Source organism: Mesorhizobium sp. M1217, assembly GCF_040318275.1.
In the GTDB taxonomy this organism is placed as follows: Bacteria; Pseudomonadota; Alphaproteobacteria; order Rhizobiales; family Rhizobiaceae; genus Mesorhizobium.
Window position 1 is genome coordinate 471,794 of the sequence record NZ_JAMYMA010000001.1, and the last position, 17,091, is coordinate 488,884.

The 17,091-nt window shown below is 62.7% G+C and carries 14 protein-coding genes; 4 read left to right on the forward strand and 10 right to left on the reverse strand.

Annotated elements, in window-relative coordinates; translation table 11 throughout:
* Nucleotides 1–173: 173 nt before the first annotated feature.
* The 5 genes from NKH37_RS02405 to NKH37_RS02425 form a co-directional block, all read right to left on the reverse strand.
* Nucleotides 174–701, reverse strand: coding sequence for a c-type cytochrome (locus tag NKH37_RS02405; RefSeq protein ID WP_502895844.1), 528 nt, complete (start codon nt 699–701; stop codon nt 174–176).
* 334 nt (nt 702–1,035) lie between these two features.
* Nucleotides 1,036–1,656, reverse strand: a complete 621-nt coding sequence (locus NKH37_RS02410) for an ABC-type transport auxiliary lipoprotein family protein (protein WP_502896293.1) — start codon at nt 1,654–1,656, stop codon at nt 1,036–1,038.
* Between the two features lie 73 nt (nt 1,657–1,729).
* Nucleotides 1,730–3,103 carry an MlaD family protein gene (locus NKH37_RS02415; protein ID WP_023720067.1) on the reverse strand — a complete coding sequence of 458 codons (1,374 nt, stop codon included), beginning with the start codon at nt 3,101–3,103 and terminating at the stop codon, nt 1,730–1,732.
* 13 nt (nt 3,104–3,116) lie between these two features.
* Nucleotides 3,117–3,935: an ABC transporter ATP-binding protein gene (locus tag NKH37_RS02420; RefSeq protein ID WP_023720068.1), complete on the reverse strand. Its 819-nt coding sequence runs from the start codon at nt 3,933–3,935 to the stop codon at nt 3,117–3,119.
* 1 nt (nt 3,936) lies between these two features.
* Nucleotides 3,937–5,121, reverse strand: a complete 1,185-nt coding sequence (locus NKH37_RS02425) for an ABC transporter permease (protein WP_353004198.1) — start codon at nt 5,119–5,121, stop codon at nt 3,937–3,939.
* Between the two features lie 78 nt (nt 5,122–5,199).
* Here NKH37_RS02425 and dgcA point away from each other — a divergent pair, with 78 nt between their 5' ends.
* Nucleotides 5,200–6,183, forward strand: a complete 984-nt coding sequence (gene dgcA, locus NKH37_RS02430; RefSeq protein ID WP_353004196.1) for an N-acetyl-D-Glu racemase DgcA — start codon at nt 5,200–5,202, stop codon at nt 6,181–6,183.
* On the opposite strand, the gene NKH37_RS02435 is transcribed toward dgcA, so the two are convergent.
* Entirely contained in the window at nt 6,154–7,371 is a 1,218-nt protein-coding gene (locus NKH37_RS02435; RefSeq protein ID WP_352494568.1) for an MFS transporter, read from the reverse strand. The two genes, dgcA and NKH37_RS02435, sit on opposite strands and share 30 nt — an antisense overlap.
* Nucleotides 7,372–7,498: 127 nt before the next feature.
* Nucleotides 7,499–8,287 carry a UDP-2,3-diacylglucosamine diphosphatase gene (locus NKH37_RS02440; protein ID WP_502895860.1) on the reverse strand — a complete coding sequence of 263 codons (789 nt, stop codon included), beginning with the start codon at nt 8,285–8,287 and terminating at the stop codon, nt 7,499–7,501.
* Nucleotides 8,288–8,440: 153 nt separating this feature from the next.
* Here NKH37_RS02440 and NKH37_RS02445 point away from each other — a divergent pair, with 153 nt between their 5' ends.
* Nucleotides 8,441–9,220 carry an SDR family oxidoreductase gene (locus tag NKH37_RS02445; RefSeq protein WP_353004193.1) on the forward strand — a complete coding sequence of 260 codons (780 nt, stop codon included), beginning with the start codon at nt 8,441–8,443 and terminating at the stop codon, nt 9,218–9,220.
* A gap of 174 nt (nt 9,221–9,394) precedes the next feature.
* Entirely contained in the window at nt 9,395–11,719 is a 2,325-nt protein-coding gene (locus NKH37_RS02450; protein WP_353004191.1) for an NADP-dependent malic enzyme, read from the forward strand.
* Nucleotides 11,720–11,731: 12 nt separating this feature from the next.
* Here the strand turns inward: NKH37_RS02450 and NKH37_RS02455 are convergent, their stop codons facing one another.
* Nucleotides 11,732–12,325, reverse strand: a complete 594-nt coding sequence (locus NKH37_RS02455) for a DUF1287 domain-containing protein (RefSeq protein ID WP_353040773.1) — start codon at nt 12,323–12,325, stop codon at nt 11,732–11,734.
* Between the two features lie 290 nt (nt 12,326–12,615).
* On the opposite strand from NKH37_RS02455, the gene NKH37_RS02460 reads away from it, so the two are divergent.
* The gene (locus tag NKH37_RS02460) at nt 12,616–13,818 is read left to right on the forward strand and encodes a DUF2865 domain-containing protein (protein WP_353004186.1); all 1,203 of its coding nucleotides are present in this window, start codon (nt 12,616–12,618) and stop codon (nt 13,816–13,818) included.
* Here the strand turns inward: NKH37_RS02460 and gltX are convergent.
* Together gltX and NKH37_RS02470 are read right to left on the reverse strand one after the other, a co-directional pair.
* Nucleotides 13,736–15,109 (reverse strand): glutamate--tRNA ligase, encoded by a 1,374-nt coding sequence (gltX, locus tag NKH37_RS02465; RefSeq protein ID WP_352482218.1) that lies wholly within the window; start codon nt 15,107–15,109, stop codon nt 13,736–13,738. The two genes, NKH37_RS02460 and gltX, sit on opposite strands and share 83 nt — an antisense overlap.
* 133 nt (nt 15,110–15,242) lie before the next feature.
* Entirely contained in the window at nt 15,243–17,048 is a 1,806-nt protein-coding gene (locus NKH37_RS02470) for an ABC transporter ATP-binding protein (protein ID WP_352494565.1), read from the reverse strand.
* Nucleotides 17,049–17,091 lie beyond the last annotated feature (43 nt).

Sequence of the window (17,091 nt, forward strand, 5' to 3'; positions counted from 1 at the left end):
TCTGCGGTGCCAACTAACACCATTGGGCAGAATGCTCTAGGGTCAAAAACCAAACACTCTGAACGACCGAATTCGACCCATTTTTGCCGTTCCGATATCGGGCCTCACCATCTCCAAGGCGGTACATTCACCCACTATTCGGCGAGAAAAATCTCGTTCCGATCAAAGCCGCCCTACTTCGTTGCAGCGGCTGCGGCTTCCCCCGGCGGCATAATCCGCATCATGAAAGCCGACACCGTTTCCCCGGGTTTGAACGGGCCGGGAACCTGATGGCTGACCGGCTTCACACTTTGGAGGAATGCCGCGATAGCCATGGCGTCATCCGCGGTGAGATGCGCAAAATCGCGCCAAGGCATGATCGGCGCCAGCATACGGCCGTCCGGCCGTTCGCCGGTCTGGATCGCGGTGACGATCTGCTCCGGGGTCCAGCTTCCGATACCGGTCTCCTTGTCAGGCGTGATATTGCGGGCGACAAAGACACCAAGACCAGGAATCTCGAAGCCCACATCTGAACCGCCAAGAAAGCGCGACATGTCGGGCTTCCCGAAGAAGTAACCGGGTGTGTGGCAGTCGCTGCAGCCGGCAATCGTAGCCAGATATTCGCCGCGCGCAATCTGTGTGTCGTCGGCCATGGCCGCGTAAGATGGCAGGGCAACAATTGACGCTGTCAAGAATGCAAGATGAATTAGTGTCCGAAACATTGCTTCCTCCCTGTGGTCTGTTCGTGGTTTGTCCGTCGACCTCCCGCGTCGTCAACTGGTCGCAATTCCCCGATTTGGCGACGTCGGGGACGTTAAATTTTAGCATGGCCAGGACGGATTACTATCAGCGATCAATTGGACCGTCGGCACTTGTCGTGTCCGGTTGAGCAACTGTTACGAAGCTCGCTAGCCGACGCAAAACGCCTTCGCCTTCTTTGGCGCAACGTGCTCGTCCTGGCAGATGAGCCGAACGGCAACCTACCACCCATCTCGGCCATTGGGGCAGTCAGATGATTGAGTTTGATCCTAGCTGCGCCCGGCAGTTCCGGCCGCGTCAGATCACAGTGTCCGTCCAGCGGACGATTTGCCCGGCCGCATCACCGAACGCCGCGTCGAGCGCGCCGACATAGGCCTGGTTGCCGCTGCCCGAAACGGGCGCGATGGCGCTAAACGTCTTCGAAGCGCGCACTTCGCCGTTGCGGTCGTTCAACAGGCGCACGAACAGCTCGACCTCGGCATGTTGGCCGCCATCGACACGCACCTCGAACGAGCGGATCTCGACGATCACCTGATAGTCGATTGCCAGCCCCTCGCCCGGCTTACCGACGCCGGTGAAGCTGCCCGAGCGCTGGAACGTCTCTGCCAGCCGCGCTTGTACGATCATCGGCAGCCGGTCGGCCCATTGCGCGCCCTTGAGATACTGGATCGATCGCGGCGATGGCTTGATGACGATGTTCTGGCTGTCCAGCGCCTTGAGCGCCGACGGCTGGGCGATGAGGATCTGGCGACGGCTGTGGGCACGCGCTTCCAGCGACGGCGCCGAAAGCTCGAACGTGTCCAGCGGTGCCGGTCCGCCGCCAGGCAAGGCCGCGCAGCTTGCAAGCGCAAGCGCCAGCAACACCGCCCCGCTCTTCAACCCACTCGATCTGATGCTGCCTGAACTGATCGACTTCAAACGCGATCCCCCCCGGATCGTGGAAACAACGCGTATCTGCAAGCTATGTTCTTGCTGTGGGCGGAGGCCGAAGTCAACGGCGTACCCTGCCGTCGAACTGCCGGACCTCGCCCTCGCCGCCGGACAGGATCCGCTGCGGGTTGCGGCTCAGATCGGTTACCGCCTCCTCGATGCGGGTGATCGAACGACGGCTGTCCTGGACCAGCGCTTCGACGTTTTGCAGCCCCTGTCCCGAGAATCGCGCCAGATTGTCGGTGATGGTACCGAGACGGGCGTTCAGCGTGTCGGCGACCTGCTTGAACGATTTCAGCGTCGCTCTCGCGTCGGCCATGACGCCGTCGGCCTGGCCGGAGCCGAGCAGTTTGTCGACCTTGGCAAGAATACCGTCGACTCGCACCGAGGCATCGTTGAGGCGTCCTGCGAGCTGGTGCGCGTCTTTGATGGTTTCATCGATGTCGTCGGCTCGGTTGGCGAACTTGTTGGTCACCTTGGCGATGTCGGCGGCAGCCTCGTTGGCGTTTTCGCTGGCCTTCTGGATGTTGGCCAGCGCGGTGCGAACCTCAGCCGGATCGATGCCGTCGAGAACGCCGTCGACCTTGGCCAGCGTGCCTTGCGTCTTCTGGGCGAAGTCGTTGATCGAGCCGACCGCAGTGTCGACGTTCTTGATGACCGTGTCGAACTGCTTGCTGGTTTCCTTGAGGTTGGAAGTGACCGTGTCGACATTGGCGACGATGCTCTTGATCTGGTCCTTGTCGACGGCGTTGAGTAGCCCTTCCGCCGCCTTCAGAGTGCCGTCGAGCTTGCCCGAAACACCCTTCAATTCGTCCGCCAGCGAGCTGACGCTGGCCAGGAACTTGTCGACCCCGTCCGAATTCCTGGCCAGTGCATCGGAGAAGGTCTGGACATTGTTGACCGTCTGCGTCAGCGGCCCGCGAACGTCCTTGGTGAAGCCTTCGAGCTCCGAAAGGACCTTGTCGGCGCGGGTGAAGATGTTCTGCGCCGTCTGCAGCAGATTGGTGACCGCCGACGGGTTGGCAACGATCTCAGCGACACGGCCTTCCTTTTCCGCCTCGTCGAGGAGTTTTGGCTCCTTGGGGTCGGCGCCCTTCAGTTCGATATTGGCCTGGCCGGTGAGGCCGGCAAGCCCGATATCGGCCTGCGTCGACTTGGTGATCGGCGTATTGCGGTCTATTTCGGTGTCGGCGATGGCAGCGGTCGGATTGTCGACGTCGATATAGACACGGCGCACGTCGCCGACTTTGACGCCGTTGAACAGCACGAAGCTGCCACGGCCGAGCCCCGAAGCCGACCCTGGAATGCGCACGCGCAATATGGTCGTCTCACCCTTGTCGCCGATCGCCGCCGTCCAATAGACGAAAGCGAAAGCCGCGAGGATGGCGGCCAGCGTGAAAATGCCGACAATGACGTAGTTGGCCCTGGTTTCCATTGCTCACTTATGGCTATGCGCGCGCCGCAAGATCAAGTTGCCGGGCGCGTTTTCCGCGGAAATAGGATTTTACCCAGGGTTCCTCGCTCCTGAGCATGTCGTCTATCGTGCCCTCGACCAGCACTTTCTTTTTGCCAAGCACCGCCACGCGGTCGCACGCGGTAAACAGCGTGTCGAGATCGTGCGTGACCATATACACGGTCAAATCCATCGTATCGCGCAGCTTGACGACCAATTCGTCGAACTCAGCCGCGCTGATCGGGTCAAGGCCGGAAGTCGGTTCGTCGAGGAAGACGATATCCGGGTCGAGCGCCAGAGCGCGCGCCAGCGCAGCACGCTTGATCATGCCGCCGGAAAGCTCGGAAGGGAATTTCTGCGCCGCGTCCGGCGGCAGTCCGACCAGCTCGACCTTGAGCATGGCCAGTTCGTCCATCAGCTTCTTCGGCAAATCGAGATATTCGCGCATCGGCACCTGGACGTTTTCGAGGACGGTCAGCGCCGAAAAAAGCGCGCCGTGCTGGAACAGCACGCCAAGCCGCATGTCGATGCGAAGGCGCTCCCTTTCGCTTGCCTTCTCGACGTCGACGCCGAACAGTTTGATTGTTCCCGATTGCTTGCGCGTCAGGCCAAGGATGGTGCGCAAGAGAACAGATTTGCCGGCACCGGAGGCACCGACGAAGCCGAGAATCTCCCCGCGCCAGATATCGAGCGACAATTTGTCGAGAACGACTTGGTCGGCGAACGACACCGTGACGTCGTGCGCCGACAGCACGATCTCGTCCTCTTTGGCTTTCTCCGCCACCTTGGTCGTGTTTGTGCCCGGCAGCGCCATGTCAGAACTCGATCGCTGCATAGAACATGGCGAAAAGCCCATCGAGGATAATGACCACGAAGATCGACTTCACCACTGAGGCGGTCACATGCTGGCCAAGCGATTCGGCGCTGCCGCCAACCTTCATGCCCTCGACCGAGGCAATTATGCCGATGATCATGGCCATGAAAGGCGCCTTGATCAGGCCGGCAAAGATGGTGCTGAGGTCGATTGCGACACGCAGCCGGTCAATGAACGCTGCCGGTGCAATATCGGAGTAGAGCCATGCAGCCAAAATGCCGCCGCCCAGCGCGGCAAAGTTGGCGATGATCGTCAGGCAAGGTAGCGCGACGACCAGCGCGACCAGCCGCGGAAACACCAGCACGCCGATTGGATTGAGGCCGATCACTTTCAGCGCATCGACCTCCTCGCGCATCTTCATCGAGCCGATCTCGGCGGTGATCGCGCTACCGGAGCGGCCGGCGATCATGATCGCCGTCATCAGCACGCCGAGCTCGCGCAGGATCAGCACGCCGACCAGGTCGACGACGAAGATATCGGCGCCGAAATAGCTGAGCTGATAGGCGCCTTGCTGGGCGACGATCGCACCGACAATGGCCGACATCAGCACAACCACCGGTATGGCGCCAACGCCCATGCGATCGATCTGGTTGAAGATCGCCGCCATGTTGACGGCATGGCCGCGGCCAAGCTTCATCTGCGAGCCGCGTATCGTGGCGCCGAGGATGTTCATTGCGGCCAGGAAATCGTCGCGCATCTCATAAACGCGCCGGCCAACCGCCTCGAGCCCGCGAATGATGAAGTTGGGCGGCTTTGCCGGACCTGATTCGGGCTCGCGTCGAACGGCGTCCCCGACGGCGCCAAGCAGGATCGAGGCGATCTCGCTCTGCCCCTGCATCGTGATCTCGACGCCCTTCTTTTCGAAGCTGCTGACCAGGCGGTCGATCAGCCATGCTCCGGCAGTGTCCATCTTCTCGATTTGTGAGAGGTCGAGCGCCAGCGTCTTGAAGCCGCCGCGCTGCTCGATCTTGCGCATCTCGGCATCGACCAGCGCCACGGTGCGTGTCGTCCAGCTTCCCGAGAAAGCGCAGCCGAGAACGCCGCCCTCCTCGCCGATCGCGATGCGCGGCTGGTGGTCGGGCTCCTTGGCAGGGCCGCTTGCGTCGCGTTTGCGGATGGTCAACATGGCGTCCTGTTTAGCCTGACGGGGCCGACCTGTCGATTTGCCGATATCCTCCTTGTTGCACAGCCGGAGCAGAAAAATATGGCGCGTGTCATTTCGGTCGAGGCCGAGCGCTTTCCTATTGCCGGGACCTTCACCATTTCGCGCGGCTCGAAGACCGAGGCTGAGGTGATTTCCTGCGCCATCAGCGAAGACGGCCATACCGGGCGCGGCGAATGTGTCCCTTACAAGCGCTATGGCGAGACCGTGGAGGGTGTGCGCGACGCGATCGAGGCGATGCGCGGTGAGATCGCGGGCGGCATCAGCCGCACCGCCCTGCTCGGTGCCATGCCTGCGGGTGCGGCACGCAATGCCATCGATTGCACGCTCTGGGACCTGGAATCGAAGATCAGCGGAACACCGGTGGCGCATATGATACGAACCGTTCCGTTACGGGCGCTTGAGACGGCGTACACACTGTCGCTCGCCGAGCCCGAGGCGATGGCGGCGCAAGCCCGCGCCAACGCCCAGCGCCCGCTGCTCAAGGTCAAGATCGGCGGCGACAACGACATCGCCCGCATCCGTGCAGTGACGGCGGCGGCACCCGACAGCCGAATCATTCTCGACGCCAATGAGGGCTGGAATGACGACAATATCGTCGCAAACCTCGCCTTTGCCGCCGAGCACGGTATCGCCTTGATCGAACAGCCGCTGCGGGCGGGACATGACGGTATTCTTCGCCACATCGCGCATCCGGTGCCGATCTGCGCCGACGAAAGCGTGCACGAGGCGAAGGACCTCGACGCGCTTGTCGGCCTCTACGACGCCATCAACATCAAGCTCGACAAATCGGGTGGCCTGACCGCAGCACTCGTGCTTCGCGACCGCGCCCGCGAACTGGGTCTTGGCGTCATGGTCGGCTGCATGGTCGGCACATCGCTTGCGATGGCGCCGGCCGTGCTGTTGGCGCAGGATGCCGATTTCGTCGATCTCGACGGTCCGTTGCTGCTAGCCTGCGACCGCGTTCCAGGTCTCGTCTACCAAGGTTCGCTGGTGTCACCGCCCGAGCCAGCGCTGTGGGGCTGAACGCGCGGCAAGCCCGATCAGCGCCAGGCCCGTCAGGGCGATGGGGATCATCGCAAAGAAGCCATTCGCGCCGAAGCGATCGTAAAGAGGACCTGAAATCAGCGTTGCCACTGCCATGAAGAAGCCGTTGGAGAAATAGGCAATGCCTTGCGCCGCCCCGGTGCGTTCTTCCGCGATTGTCTCACCGATCATCTTTTGCAGGCCGATCAGCACCAGCGCCACCGAGACGGCGTGCAGTGTCTGGATCGCGAAGAACCCGCCAACGCCAAGCCCGAGCGGCCAGATCAGGGGGAAAGCAATCCAGCGCACGATCGCGCCTATCCCGGCAATCAGCATGATCGAGACGACCGAGAAGGAGGCGAAAGCCCGGGTGAAGACGACGAACATGCATATCTCGGCGACGACGCCCCACCCCCACAGCAGCCCGACAACCGAATCGCTGATGCCGATCGACTTCCAGTATATCGACACGAAGCCGTAGAGAAATGCGTGGCTGGCGGTGATGATGCCGACGCCGGTCGAAAAGTAGAGGAAGTACCGGTTGAGGAGTTTCGGTGCCGATTGCTGGATGTCGGCGGCTGAAAGCGGCGAGGCGCGGCGCGGACGGCCGAGGCGCGGCGCAATCAGTCCGGCGGCTAGCGCGGCGCATAACGACACGAAGATGATCACTGGGACAGCCTGGGCACCGCTCGCCGACAGGATGAAACCGCCGGCGAGATTGGCGCAGAGATAGGAGATCGAGCCCCATTTGCGCATGCCGGCGTAGTTCGAGCCGAAGCGGCGAACACCTGAAAGGGCGAGCGAATCGGCAATCGGCGAATGCGGCGTCCAGACGACCGTCAGCGCCAATGACACGGCAAGTACCATTGCGTAGGTCGGCGGCAGGAAGTAACCGGCCGACAGGATCAGCGATGCGGCGACCAGCGCGACATAGACATTGGCGCGGTCGCTCGCTTTGTCTGCCAGAGCGGTAAGAAAAGGCGTCGTCGCCACGCGCAGGAACATCGGCGCAGCGAGGATCACGGCTATCTGCTCGGCATGGAACCCCTTCGCCTGCAGCCACAGCGGGAAATAGGGCACATGCGTTCCGAGCGGAACGAAGAGCGTGAAGAAGATCAAGCTCATGCGCAGTTCGAAATGGCGTGGCTTGACGAGCTGTTCGGGCGAAAGCGGCGGCAGCGAGGACATTAACAGGCGATCCGTCGGCACGGCATTCAGCCGGGTCGGCCCACCACACCAGCCGCTGCATAACACGGCGAAAAAGTGGATGAAACCGCTGGACTAACCGATTAAAGCGAGGTGAGGCCGGGTTTGGTCAAGCCGCCTGGACTGCCCTGCCCTTGATGTCGATCGGCACGAGCACCTCGCTGCCGACCGGAGTCTCCGGCAGGACATGCGCCCAATGCAGTATCTCCATCCGGCCGTCAAAATGCTCGACCACCGCCGTGCAGCTCTCCACCCAATCGCCGGTGTTGATGTACTGCACGTCCTCGTAGCTTTCGATCGCCGCATGGTGGATGTGCCCGCAGATCACGCCGTCGACATGCGAGCGGCGCGCCTCCTCGCTCAGCACGGTCTGGAACGAGCCGATGAAATTCACCGCCTTCTTGACCTTGACCTTGGCCCAGGACGAGAACGACCAGTAAGGCAGGCCGAGCACTTGGCGCAGGCGCGTGATGACGCGATTGACCAGCATCGCCGCGTCATAGGCATAGTCGCCTAGATAGGCCAGCCAGCGCGCATTGTGGACGACGGTGTCGAACTGGTCGCCATGGATGACAAGAAGGCGTTTGCCATCGGCGGTCTCGTGGATGGCGCGATCGGCGACGACAATGCCGCCGAAATGCACACCTTGGAACTGCCGCGCGAACTCGTCATGGTTGCCGGCGATGTAGGTGATGCTGGCGCCCTTGCGCGCCTTGCGCAGCAATTTCTGGACCACGTCATTGTGGCTCTGCGGCCAGTGCCAGCTCCGTCTCAAGCGCCAGCCGTCAACGATATCGCCGACGAGATAGATGATATCGGCATCGTGATGGCGCAGGAAATCGATCAGGAACTCGGCCTTGGCCGCCTTCGATCCGAGATGGACGTCGGAGATGAACATGCTGCGGAAAGTGCGGGGCTCTGCGCCGGACATCATTTGTCACCGTTGCTTTCGCGTGAGGCTATGCCCCGATTCATGCAACAACCGTATGACGGTTGCGATTGGTCCAGCCATACGGGTAGGTTGACGCGGCAATCAGAGGAGAAAATCACCATGGACCTCGGTATTCGCGGCAAGAAGGCCATAGTCTGCGCCTCGAGCAAGGGGCTGGGACGCGGTTGCGCCATGGCGCTGGCCGAGGCAGGCTGCGATCTGGTCGTCAACGGCCGCAACGCCGACGTGCTGGCCAAAACCGCCGCTGAACTGCGCGAGAAATTCGGCGTCAGCGTGACCGAGATCGTCGGCGACGTATCCAAACCCGACGTCCAGAAGGCGCTGCTTGCCGCCTGCCCCGATCCCGACATCCTCGTCAACAACAATGGCGGTCCGCCGCTTCGCGATTTCCGTGCGCTCGATCGCGAAAACATCCTCGAGGGCGTCACCCAGAACATGGTGACGCCGGTCGAGCTGGTTCAGGCCGTGATCGACGGCATGGCGGCGCGCGGCTTCGGCCGCATCGTCAACATCACCTCGCTGTCGGTCTATGTTCCTATCCCCGGCCTCGACCTGTCGTCCGGCGCGCGCGCCGGCCTCACTTCGTTCCTGGCCGGCGTCGCGCGGACGGTGATCGACCGCAATGTGACGATCAACAACATGCTGCCGGGCAAGCTCGACACCGACCGGCTGCGCGGCCCGCACGAGGCCGGCACGCCCGAAGATCCGGCCGCCGCCGCCGCGCGCAAGGCGCGCATCAGCGCCGACGTTCCGGCCAAACGGCTCGGCACGCCGGAGGAATTCGGCCAGATCTGCGCCTTCCTGTGCTCGGTTCACGCCGGTTACCTGACCGGACAGAACATACCGGTCGACGGCGGCCTCTACGTCAGCGCGTTCTGAACAGCGGAGAGGAAAAGACCTGAATAGCGCGGCAGGATTTTAGCACAACTAACTGAAACAAATCGATTTTACTCGTTTCGCAAGGCAAAATGGCGGTTGCGTCATTTGGCATCGTGAAAAACCAATTCTGCATGTTAAAAGGCTTCAAGGCAGGATTGCAGGGAGGCGGCCGTCATGACAGGCGAAAGCAAGAAGGCGGCGCGATCCGACCTGGACGAAGCAGCGCTCTACTTCCACAAGCACCCCCGGCCCGGAAAGCTTGAAATCCAGGCGACGAAGCCGCTCGGCAATCAGCGCGACCTGGCGCTTGCCTATTCGCCGGGGGTCGCCGCCCCCTGCCTTGAAATCCGCGACGATCCGGCAACTGCCGCTGACTATACAGCCCGCGCCAATCTTGTTGGCGTCGTTACCAACGGTTCGGCGGTGCTGGGCCTCGGCAATATCGGTCCGCTCGCCTCTAAGCCGGTGATGGAAGGCAAGGCCGTACTGTTCAAGAAGTTCGCCGGCATCGACGTCTTCGACATCGAGATCGATGCACCGGGCATCGAGCGCATGGTCGAGACGATCTCGGCGCTGGAACCGACCTTCGGCGGCATCAACCTGGAAGACATCAAGGCGCCCGAATGCTTCGAGGTCGAGGAGCAGTTGAAAGCGCGCATGGGCATACCGGTCTTCCATGACGACCAGCACGGCACCGCCATCATCGTCGCCGCCGCCGTGCTCAATGGGCTGGAATTCGCCGGCAAGTCCATCTCCGACATCAAGATCGTCACGTCGGGCGCAGGTGCCGCGGCGCTTGCGTGCCTCAACCTTCTGGTCTCGCTCGGCGCGCGGGTCGAAAACGTCTGGGTCACCGACCGGTTCGGCGTCGCCCATAAGGGCCGCGTCGAGGAGATGGACCGCTGGAAAGACCCCTATGTGAAGGATACCGAAGCGCGCACGCTGGCCGACGTTCTGCCCGGCGCCGACGTGTTTCTCGGCCTGTCTGCCGCCGGCGTGCTGAAGCCGGAATTGCTTCACCATATGGCGCCCAAGCCGCTGATCCTGGCGCTGGCCAACCCCAATCCCGAGATCATGCCGGAAGCGGCACGGGCAGCACGGCCCGACGCGATGATCTGCACGGGCCGCTCCGATTTCCCCAATCAAGTCAATAACGTACTCTGTTTTCCTTACATCTTCCGTGGCGCGCTGGATTGCGGCGCAAGCGCCATCAACGAAGAGATGAAGATGGCCGCCGTGCGAGCGATTGCAGCGCTCGCCCGCGAAGAGCCATCCGACGTTGCCGCGCGTGCCTATTCCGGCGAGACGCCGATCTTCGGTCCGGAGTTCCTGATCCCCTCGCCTTTCGACCCGCGACTGATCCTGCGCATCGCCCCTGCCGTCGCCAAGGCAGCCTGCGAGAGCGGCGTCGCGACCCGTCCGATCACCGATTTCGCCGCCTATATCGACAAGCTGAACCGCTTCGTCTTCCGCTCCGGCCTAGTCATGAAGCCGGTATTCTCGATGGCCAAGACGTCGAGCGCCAAGCGCGTCATTTATGCCGACGGCGAGGACGAGCGCGTGCTTCGCGCCGCGCAGGTCGTGCTCGAGGAAGGCATTGCCGAACCGATCCTGATCGGCCGCCCGCACGTCATCGAGGTGCGGTTGAAACGCTATGGGCTGCGCATCAAGCCCGGCGTCGATTTCGGCTTGATCAACCCGGAAGACGATCCGCGTTACCGCCATTATGTCGATCTCTTGATCGAGCTTGCCGGCCGCCGTGGCGTGACGACGGAAGCGGCGCGCACCATGGTGCGCACCGACAATACGGTGATCGCCGCCCTTGCCCTGAAGCGCGGCGACGCCGACGCCATGGTCTGCGGCCTCGAAGGCCGTTTCGAGCGCCATTTGCGCAACGTGACGCTGATCATCGGGCCGCGCGCCGGCATTAGGGATCGCGACCTGTCGACGCTTTCCATGCTGATTTCGCAGCGCGGCATCATTTTCCTCACCGACACCCATGTCTCCGTCGATCCGACCGCCGAGGAGATTGCTGAGATGACCGTTTTGGCGGCCGAGGAGATCCAGCGTTTCGGCATCGAGCCCAAGGCAGCGCTGCTGTCGCATTCGGATTTCGGCTCCCGCGATTCGCCAAGCGCCATGAAGATGCGACAGGCGGCAGCGATCCTGGCGCGCATCGCGCCCGACCTGCAATGCGACGGCGAGATGCATGCCGACTCGGCGCTATCGGAACAGCTGCGCCAGCGCGTCTATCCGCATTCGCGGCTGAAAGGCGAAGCCAATCTGCTGGTATTCCCCAATCTCGATTCGGCGAACATCACGCTGACGGCACTGCGCACGATGATGGACGCGCTGCATGTCGGCCCGATCCTGCTCGGCACCGACAGCCCGGCGCACATATTGACGCCGTCGGTGACGTCGCGCGGCGTCGTCAACATGACGGCACTGGCCGTGGTCGAAGCCGCGCACAAGGCGCAGGCAATCGTTGAACTGGGCTAGCCATGGGCTTTGTCAGACTGGCTTGAACCGCAAATGCCCTGTCTGCCTGAAAGCAAACAAAGTGTCTTCTTCCCTGGCGCCGCCGCCGATATTGTGAATGACCAGCCTTCTTGTCGGCACCACAGTGGAGCGATTGGACGACACGATGGCAATATGTGACAGGTTGCCGGGCAGCATCTGGGCGACGAGATCCCCAGGTCGATAGTCGGCGGGGTCTTGGCTGACGGGCAAGGCAGCACCGCGCCGCTCGAAATAGACCGCAAGATTGGGCACACGGCGGTGGTCGATGTTGCGGTCGGGCGCTTTCAGGCCCCAAGCCTTCGGATAGGCGGCAAAATTGGCCCGCATATCCTCATGCACCAATTTTTGCAGGTCGAGATCGAAGGCGCGGCGATAGGCGCGGATCACGACATCCGTGCACACACCCCGCTCGGGCTCAACGTCCCCGCCCGGATAGGCCAGGCGTGTATAGGTCGGATCGTACAGCGTGGTGACGCCGATCTGCTCACGGGCAGCTTCGACCAATCTGGTGCCCCAATCCGGCCTAATGGGCTTTTCCTGCGCCATGGCGACCGGCATCGCCAGGCACAAAAGACCAAATTGCACCGTGGCTCGACGGGTAATCGCGTCATGCCAAGCCTCCGGGCATTACTGAATCCAGGCATTCTTCTGGGCGAATACGCCTTTTTCGTGCAACGCCAGGATGTCGCGGTTCTGGCTCTGTCCGAATACGTCGTGGGGCGTAGTCAATATGACAGCATTGGTCGTGGTCGAAGCCGCGCACAGGCAAGCCATCGCGCATTTGGGCTGAAGCCGGAATCGGCGGTATGCTAAACAAACGGTTAACCGCAAGCGCGGTAGCTTTCTGAACGACAGGCAGGCGGAGTTTCGGAGGGATGACGGGCGCAAGTTGCAAGCTGACGCGGGCCGCCGCGCTGCTCGGTGCCCTGCTACTGTGCGACATCGCCGTCACTCAGGCGCAGGCCGCCTCCCGCCTCTGCCGCCAGCTTGAAGCCGATCTTGCTGCCGCTTCTCGTGGTGGCGGCGGCAAACCGGCCTTGCTCAGGAAATATGACGACGCGATCGCCCGGCAGCGCCAGCAGATTTCAAAGGCCGTCAGCCAATCCAGCAGCGCCGGCTGCGGCTTTTCGCTGTCTCGCCGCAACGCCAACGTATGCGCGGCACTCGACGCCACCATTGATCGCATGGCTGCCAATCTCGACGACTTGCAGGCCAAGCGCGCTGAGCTTGACAGCGGTGGTTCGCGACGCGATCGCGCGCGCATATTGACCTCGCTTGACGCCAATGGCTGCCGCGACGAAGCGGCGCCATCAAAGCCCGCACCGGTTCGCGAAGCCAGCGATGAAAACGGCAACGGAAACCTGCTCGAGCAGCTTTTGGGCAGTGAATCCGATGCGCCCGACCAGCGTGAAGAGCCCAGCCAGGCTGAAGAGCTAAGTCAGCCGGGCAACATCCGCACCCTGCTCAACAACGCCGACATGGGCCAGCCGCGAGGAGAATTCCGCACCATGTGTGTGCGGACCTGCGACGGTTATTTCTTCCCGATGTCGAATGCTGCCTCGCTCGGCGATTTCGAGCGCGACCAGAAGAATTGCGAATCGAGCTGCCCCGGCACCGAGATGCAGGTTTTCTACACGCGCGGCATGAACAGCGATTCGGCGTCCATGACGTCTTCGGTGACCGGCAGGCCTTATATCGAACTGCCGACGGCCTACCTCTACAAGCAGTCCGACATGCCACGGCCGCCGGCCTGCGGCTGCAATGCCGCGCAGAATTTCGAAATCATCGCCGGCAACCCGCCCAGCCCGGAACGATCCGAAGCGAACGTGGAGACCACTCCGTTCATTCCGGTGCCGGTTGCCAGGCCTGATCCGGGCGCCGACCCGGAGACCTTGGCCAACGCGGAAGGCGGCCTCGACCGTGAGGCGATCAGACGCCTTGCCGTCAAACCCGTGCCTTCGCTGACGTCCCTGCCGCCGCCCGAACAGCGCAAGGTCAGGGTCGTCGGGCCAACGTTCCTTCCCGACCCAGCAGCGGCAACAGATCTGCAAGCTCCGGACCCGAAGGCTGTCCCGTAAGCGCCAGCCTCAGCGGCATGAACAGCGCTTTGCCCTTACGGCCGCTCGCCGCTCGGATTTTGCCGGTCCAGTCTTTCCAGACGGTGCCGTTCCAAGGCTCCTCCGGCAGCAGTTCGAACGCCTGGCGAAGAAAGTCGCGGTCATCGTCGGAAAACTCCGCCGGCTCCTCTGGACCGTCGCGAAGTGTGCGCCACCAGATCGCCGCATCGGCCAGCCTGTCGAGATTGCCGCGCACCGCCAGCCAGAAAGGCTCGGCCTGTTCGCCAGAGATGCCGAGCACGATCAGCCGGTCGCGCGCCTCGGAAAAGGGCATGTGGTGCAGCAGCGTGCGGTTGAGCACGAAGAGCTCGTCCGGATCGAATTTGGCGGCGGATTTCGATGTTGCCGCCGGATCGAAGCGCTCGGCAAGTTCAGCCATCGTCGGCACCGCCACGACGTTTTCCGAGGTACCGACGAGTACCGCCAGCGAAGCGACCGCCATTGGCTCTATGCCGCTCTCACGCAGGCTCTGTATGGACAGCGCGCCGGTGCGCTTGGAAAGCCCCTCGCCTGATGCTGTTGTCAGAAGATTGTGGTGGCCGAACACCGGCGGCTCGGCGCTGAGCGCCCGGAACAGGGCTATCTGGACGCCGGTATTGGTGACGTGGTCGTCGCCACGAATGACATGGCTGACGCCCATGTCGATGTCGTCGATCACCGAAGGCAGTGTGTAGAGATAGGTGCCGTCCTCGCGCCGCAGAACGGGATCTGAAAGCGAGGCGAGGTCGACGGTCTCCTCGCCGCGCACCAGGTCGTTCCAGTGGATTTCGGTGCGCTCCGGCTGCAGCGGATCGCTGCTGAAGTTGGGCAGCAGAAAGCGCCAGTGCGGCCGCCGGCCATCGGCCTCATATTCCGCGACCTGCTCGGGTGCCAGCGTCAGCGCCTCGCGGCCATAGACTGGCGGCAGGCCACGCGTGCGGCGCACCTTGCGCCTCAGGTCGAGCTCTTCAGGCGTCTCATAGCAGGCATAGACGAGGCGGGCCTCCTTCAGCCTTTCCAGTGCGGCATCATAGATTTCGACCCGCCGCGACTGATACTCCGTGGCATCGGGGAAGATGCCCAGCCAATGCAGGTCATAAAGGATGGCGTCGGAAAATTCCTGCGTCGAACGGGCAACGTCGGTATCGTCGAAGCGCTGGATGAAGCGGCCCTTGTTCTTGATGGCGAACAGCCAGTTGAACAAAGCGGTGCGCGCATTGCCGATATGGATGCGGCCGGTCGGTGACGGGGCGAAACGGACGGTAACTGTCATGAGCGGGGCGTACCGGATGGTTTTGCTGTTGACAAGACGCGCCCCCGCGCTCTGCGGCAGACATAGAACATGACGAAGACGAAGAAAAGACGGCAGCGCCGCGCGTCCATTAAGACGCGCCGCGCCGTAACCGTCAGATCACCAGGCCCTTGGTCAGCTCGAGCGCCTGGCGTTCGAACAGCCGGCGGTAGATGCCGCCTTGCAGCCGGATCAGTTGGTCATGCGATCCCTCCTCGACAATGCGGCCGCGATCGAACACCAGAAGCCTGTCCAGCGCGCGCACGGTCGACAGCCGGTGGGCGATGACCAGCGTCGTGCGGCCGACCATCAAGCGCTCCATCGCCTGCTGGATCAGCACCTCCGATTCCGAATCGAGGCTCGACGTTGCCTCGTCCAGGATGAGGATGCGCGCATCGGCGAGGAAGGCGCGTGCGATTGCAACACGCTGACGCTCGCCGCCCGACAGCTTTACGCCACGCTCGCCGACCAGCGTGCCATAGCCTTTCGGCAAATCGGCGATGAAGTCATGCGCGCTGGCCAAGCGCGCCGCGTGTTCGATCTCGGCCTGCGTGGCGCTCGGCCGGGCATAGGCGATGTTTTCAGCCAGCGACCGGTGGAACAGGATCGGCTCCTGCTGGACGATCGCGATCTGTGCGCGCAGCGACGCCTGCGCGACATTGGCAATATCCTGGCCGTCGATCAGGATATTGCCCGCAGTCACGTCATAGAGGCGCTGGATCAGCTTGACGAATGTGGTCTTGCCGGAGCCCGAATGGCCAACCAGCCCGACCCGCTCGCCCGGCGCGATATCCACCGAAAAGTCGCGATAGAGCGGCAAGCGATGGTTGCCGTAGTGGAACGTGACATTGTCGAAGGTGATACGGCCATCGGTGATCCGGATCGGTTTGGCGCGGGGCCGATCCTCGATGCCGAGTGGTTCGGACTGGAAGTCGACCAGTTCCTCCATATCGTTGATCGAGCGCTGCAGATTGCGGATATGCGTGCCGATGTCGCGCAGATAGCCTTGCAGCACGAAGAATGAGGTCAGCACGAAGGCGACGTCGCCGGCGCTCGCCTGCCCCCACGACCACAAAAGCAGTGAGAACCCAATGACCGCTGCCCTCAAAAGCAGCAGCATCGTGCCTTGCGTGGTGCCGTTGACGGTGCCGCGCACCCAGGTGCGCCGCGTGCGTGCGCGCCATTTGGCGACGACGTCGGCAAGCCGTGTCTCCTCGCGCTCCTCGGCGCCAAAACCCTTGACCACGGCATTACAGCTCACCGCATCGGCCAGCGAGCCGCCAAGCCGCGTATCCCACGCATTGGCAAGCCTTGCCGCGGGGGCGACATAGCCGAGCGACAGCATCGTCGTCACGGCGATGAACAGCACCGAGCCCGTCGCGACGACCGCGCCCATCAGCGGCCAGAACCAGCCGAGCAACAGCGTCGAGCCGACAAGCATGACGACCGACGGCAGCAGCGCGATCAGGATCGTGTCGTTGAGCAGGTCGAGCGCCCACATGCCGCGCGTTATCTTGCGCACCGTCGATCCGGCGAAGCTGTTTGCGTGCCAGTCGGTGGAGAAGCGCTGGACGCGGTGGAAGGCATCGGCGGCGATGTCGGCCATCATCTTCAGGGTCAGTTCGACGATGGCCATGAAGGCGAGATTGCGCAGCACGACACCGGTGAGCGCCAGGGCCACCAGCATCGAAAAGGCAGCCGTCGCGGCATTCCATGCGACATCGTCGGCAGTGGCACTGCTGGCAACGGCGTCGACCAGCCGGCCGGAATAGAGCGGCGTCAGCACGTCGGCCAGGGTCGACAGCAGGAATGTGGCCATGATCAGCGAAAGCCGCCACGGCTGGCGCCGCCAATGACTGAGCGTAAAACCAAGAACGCTGCGAAAGGCGCCCGCGCGCAAATCTATTCGAAAACGAGCCATGATGTCATTCGGGCGCAAACGAGCCCGATCCCGGAAAGGTCGA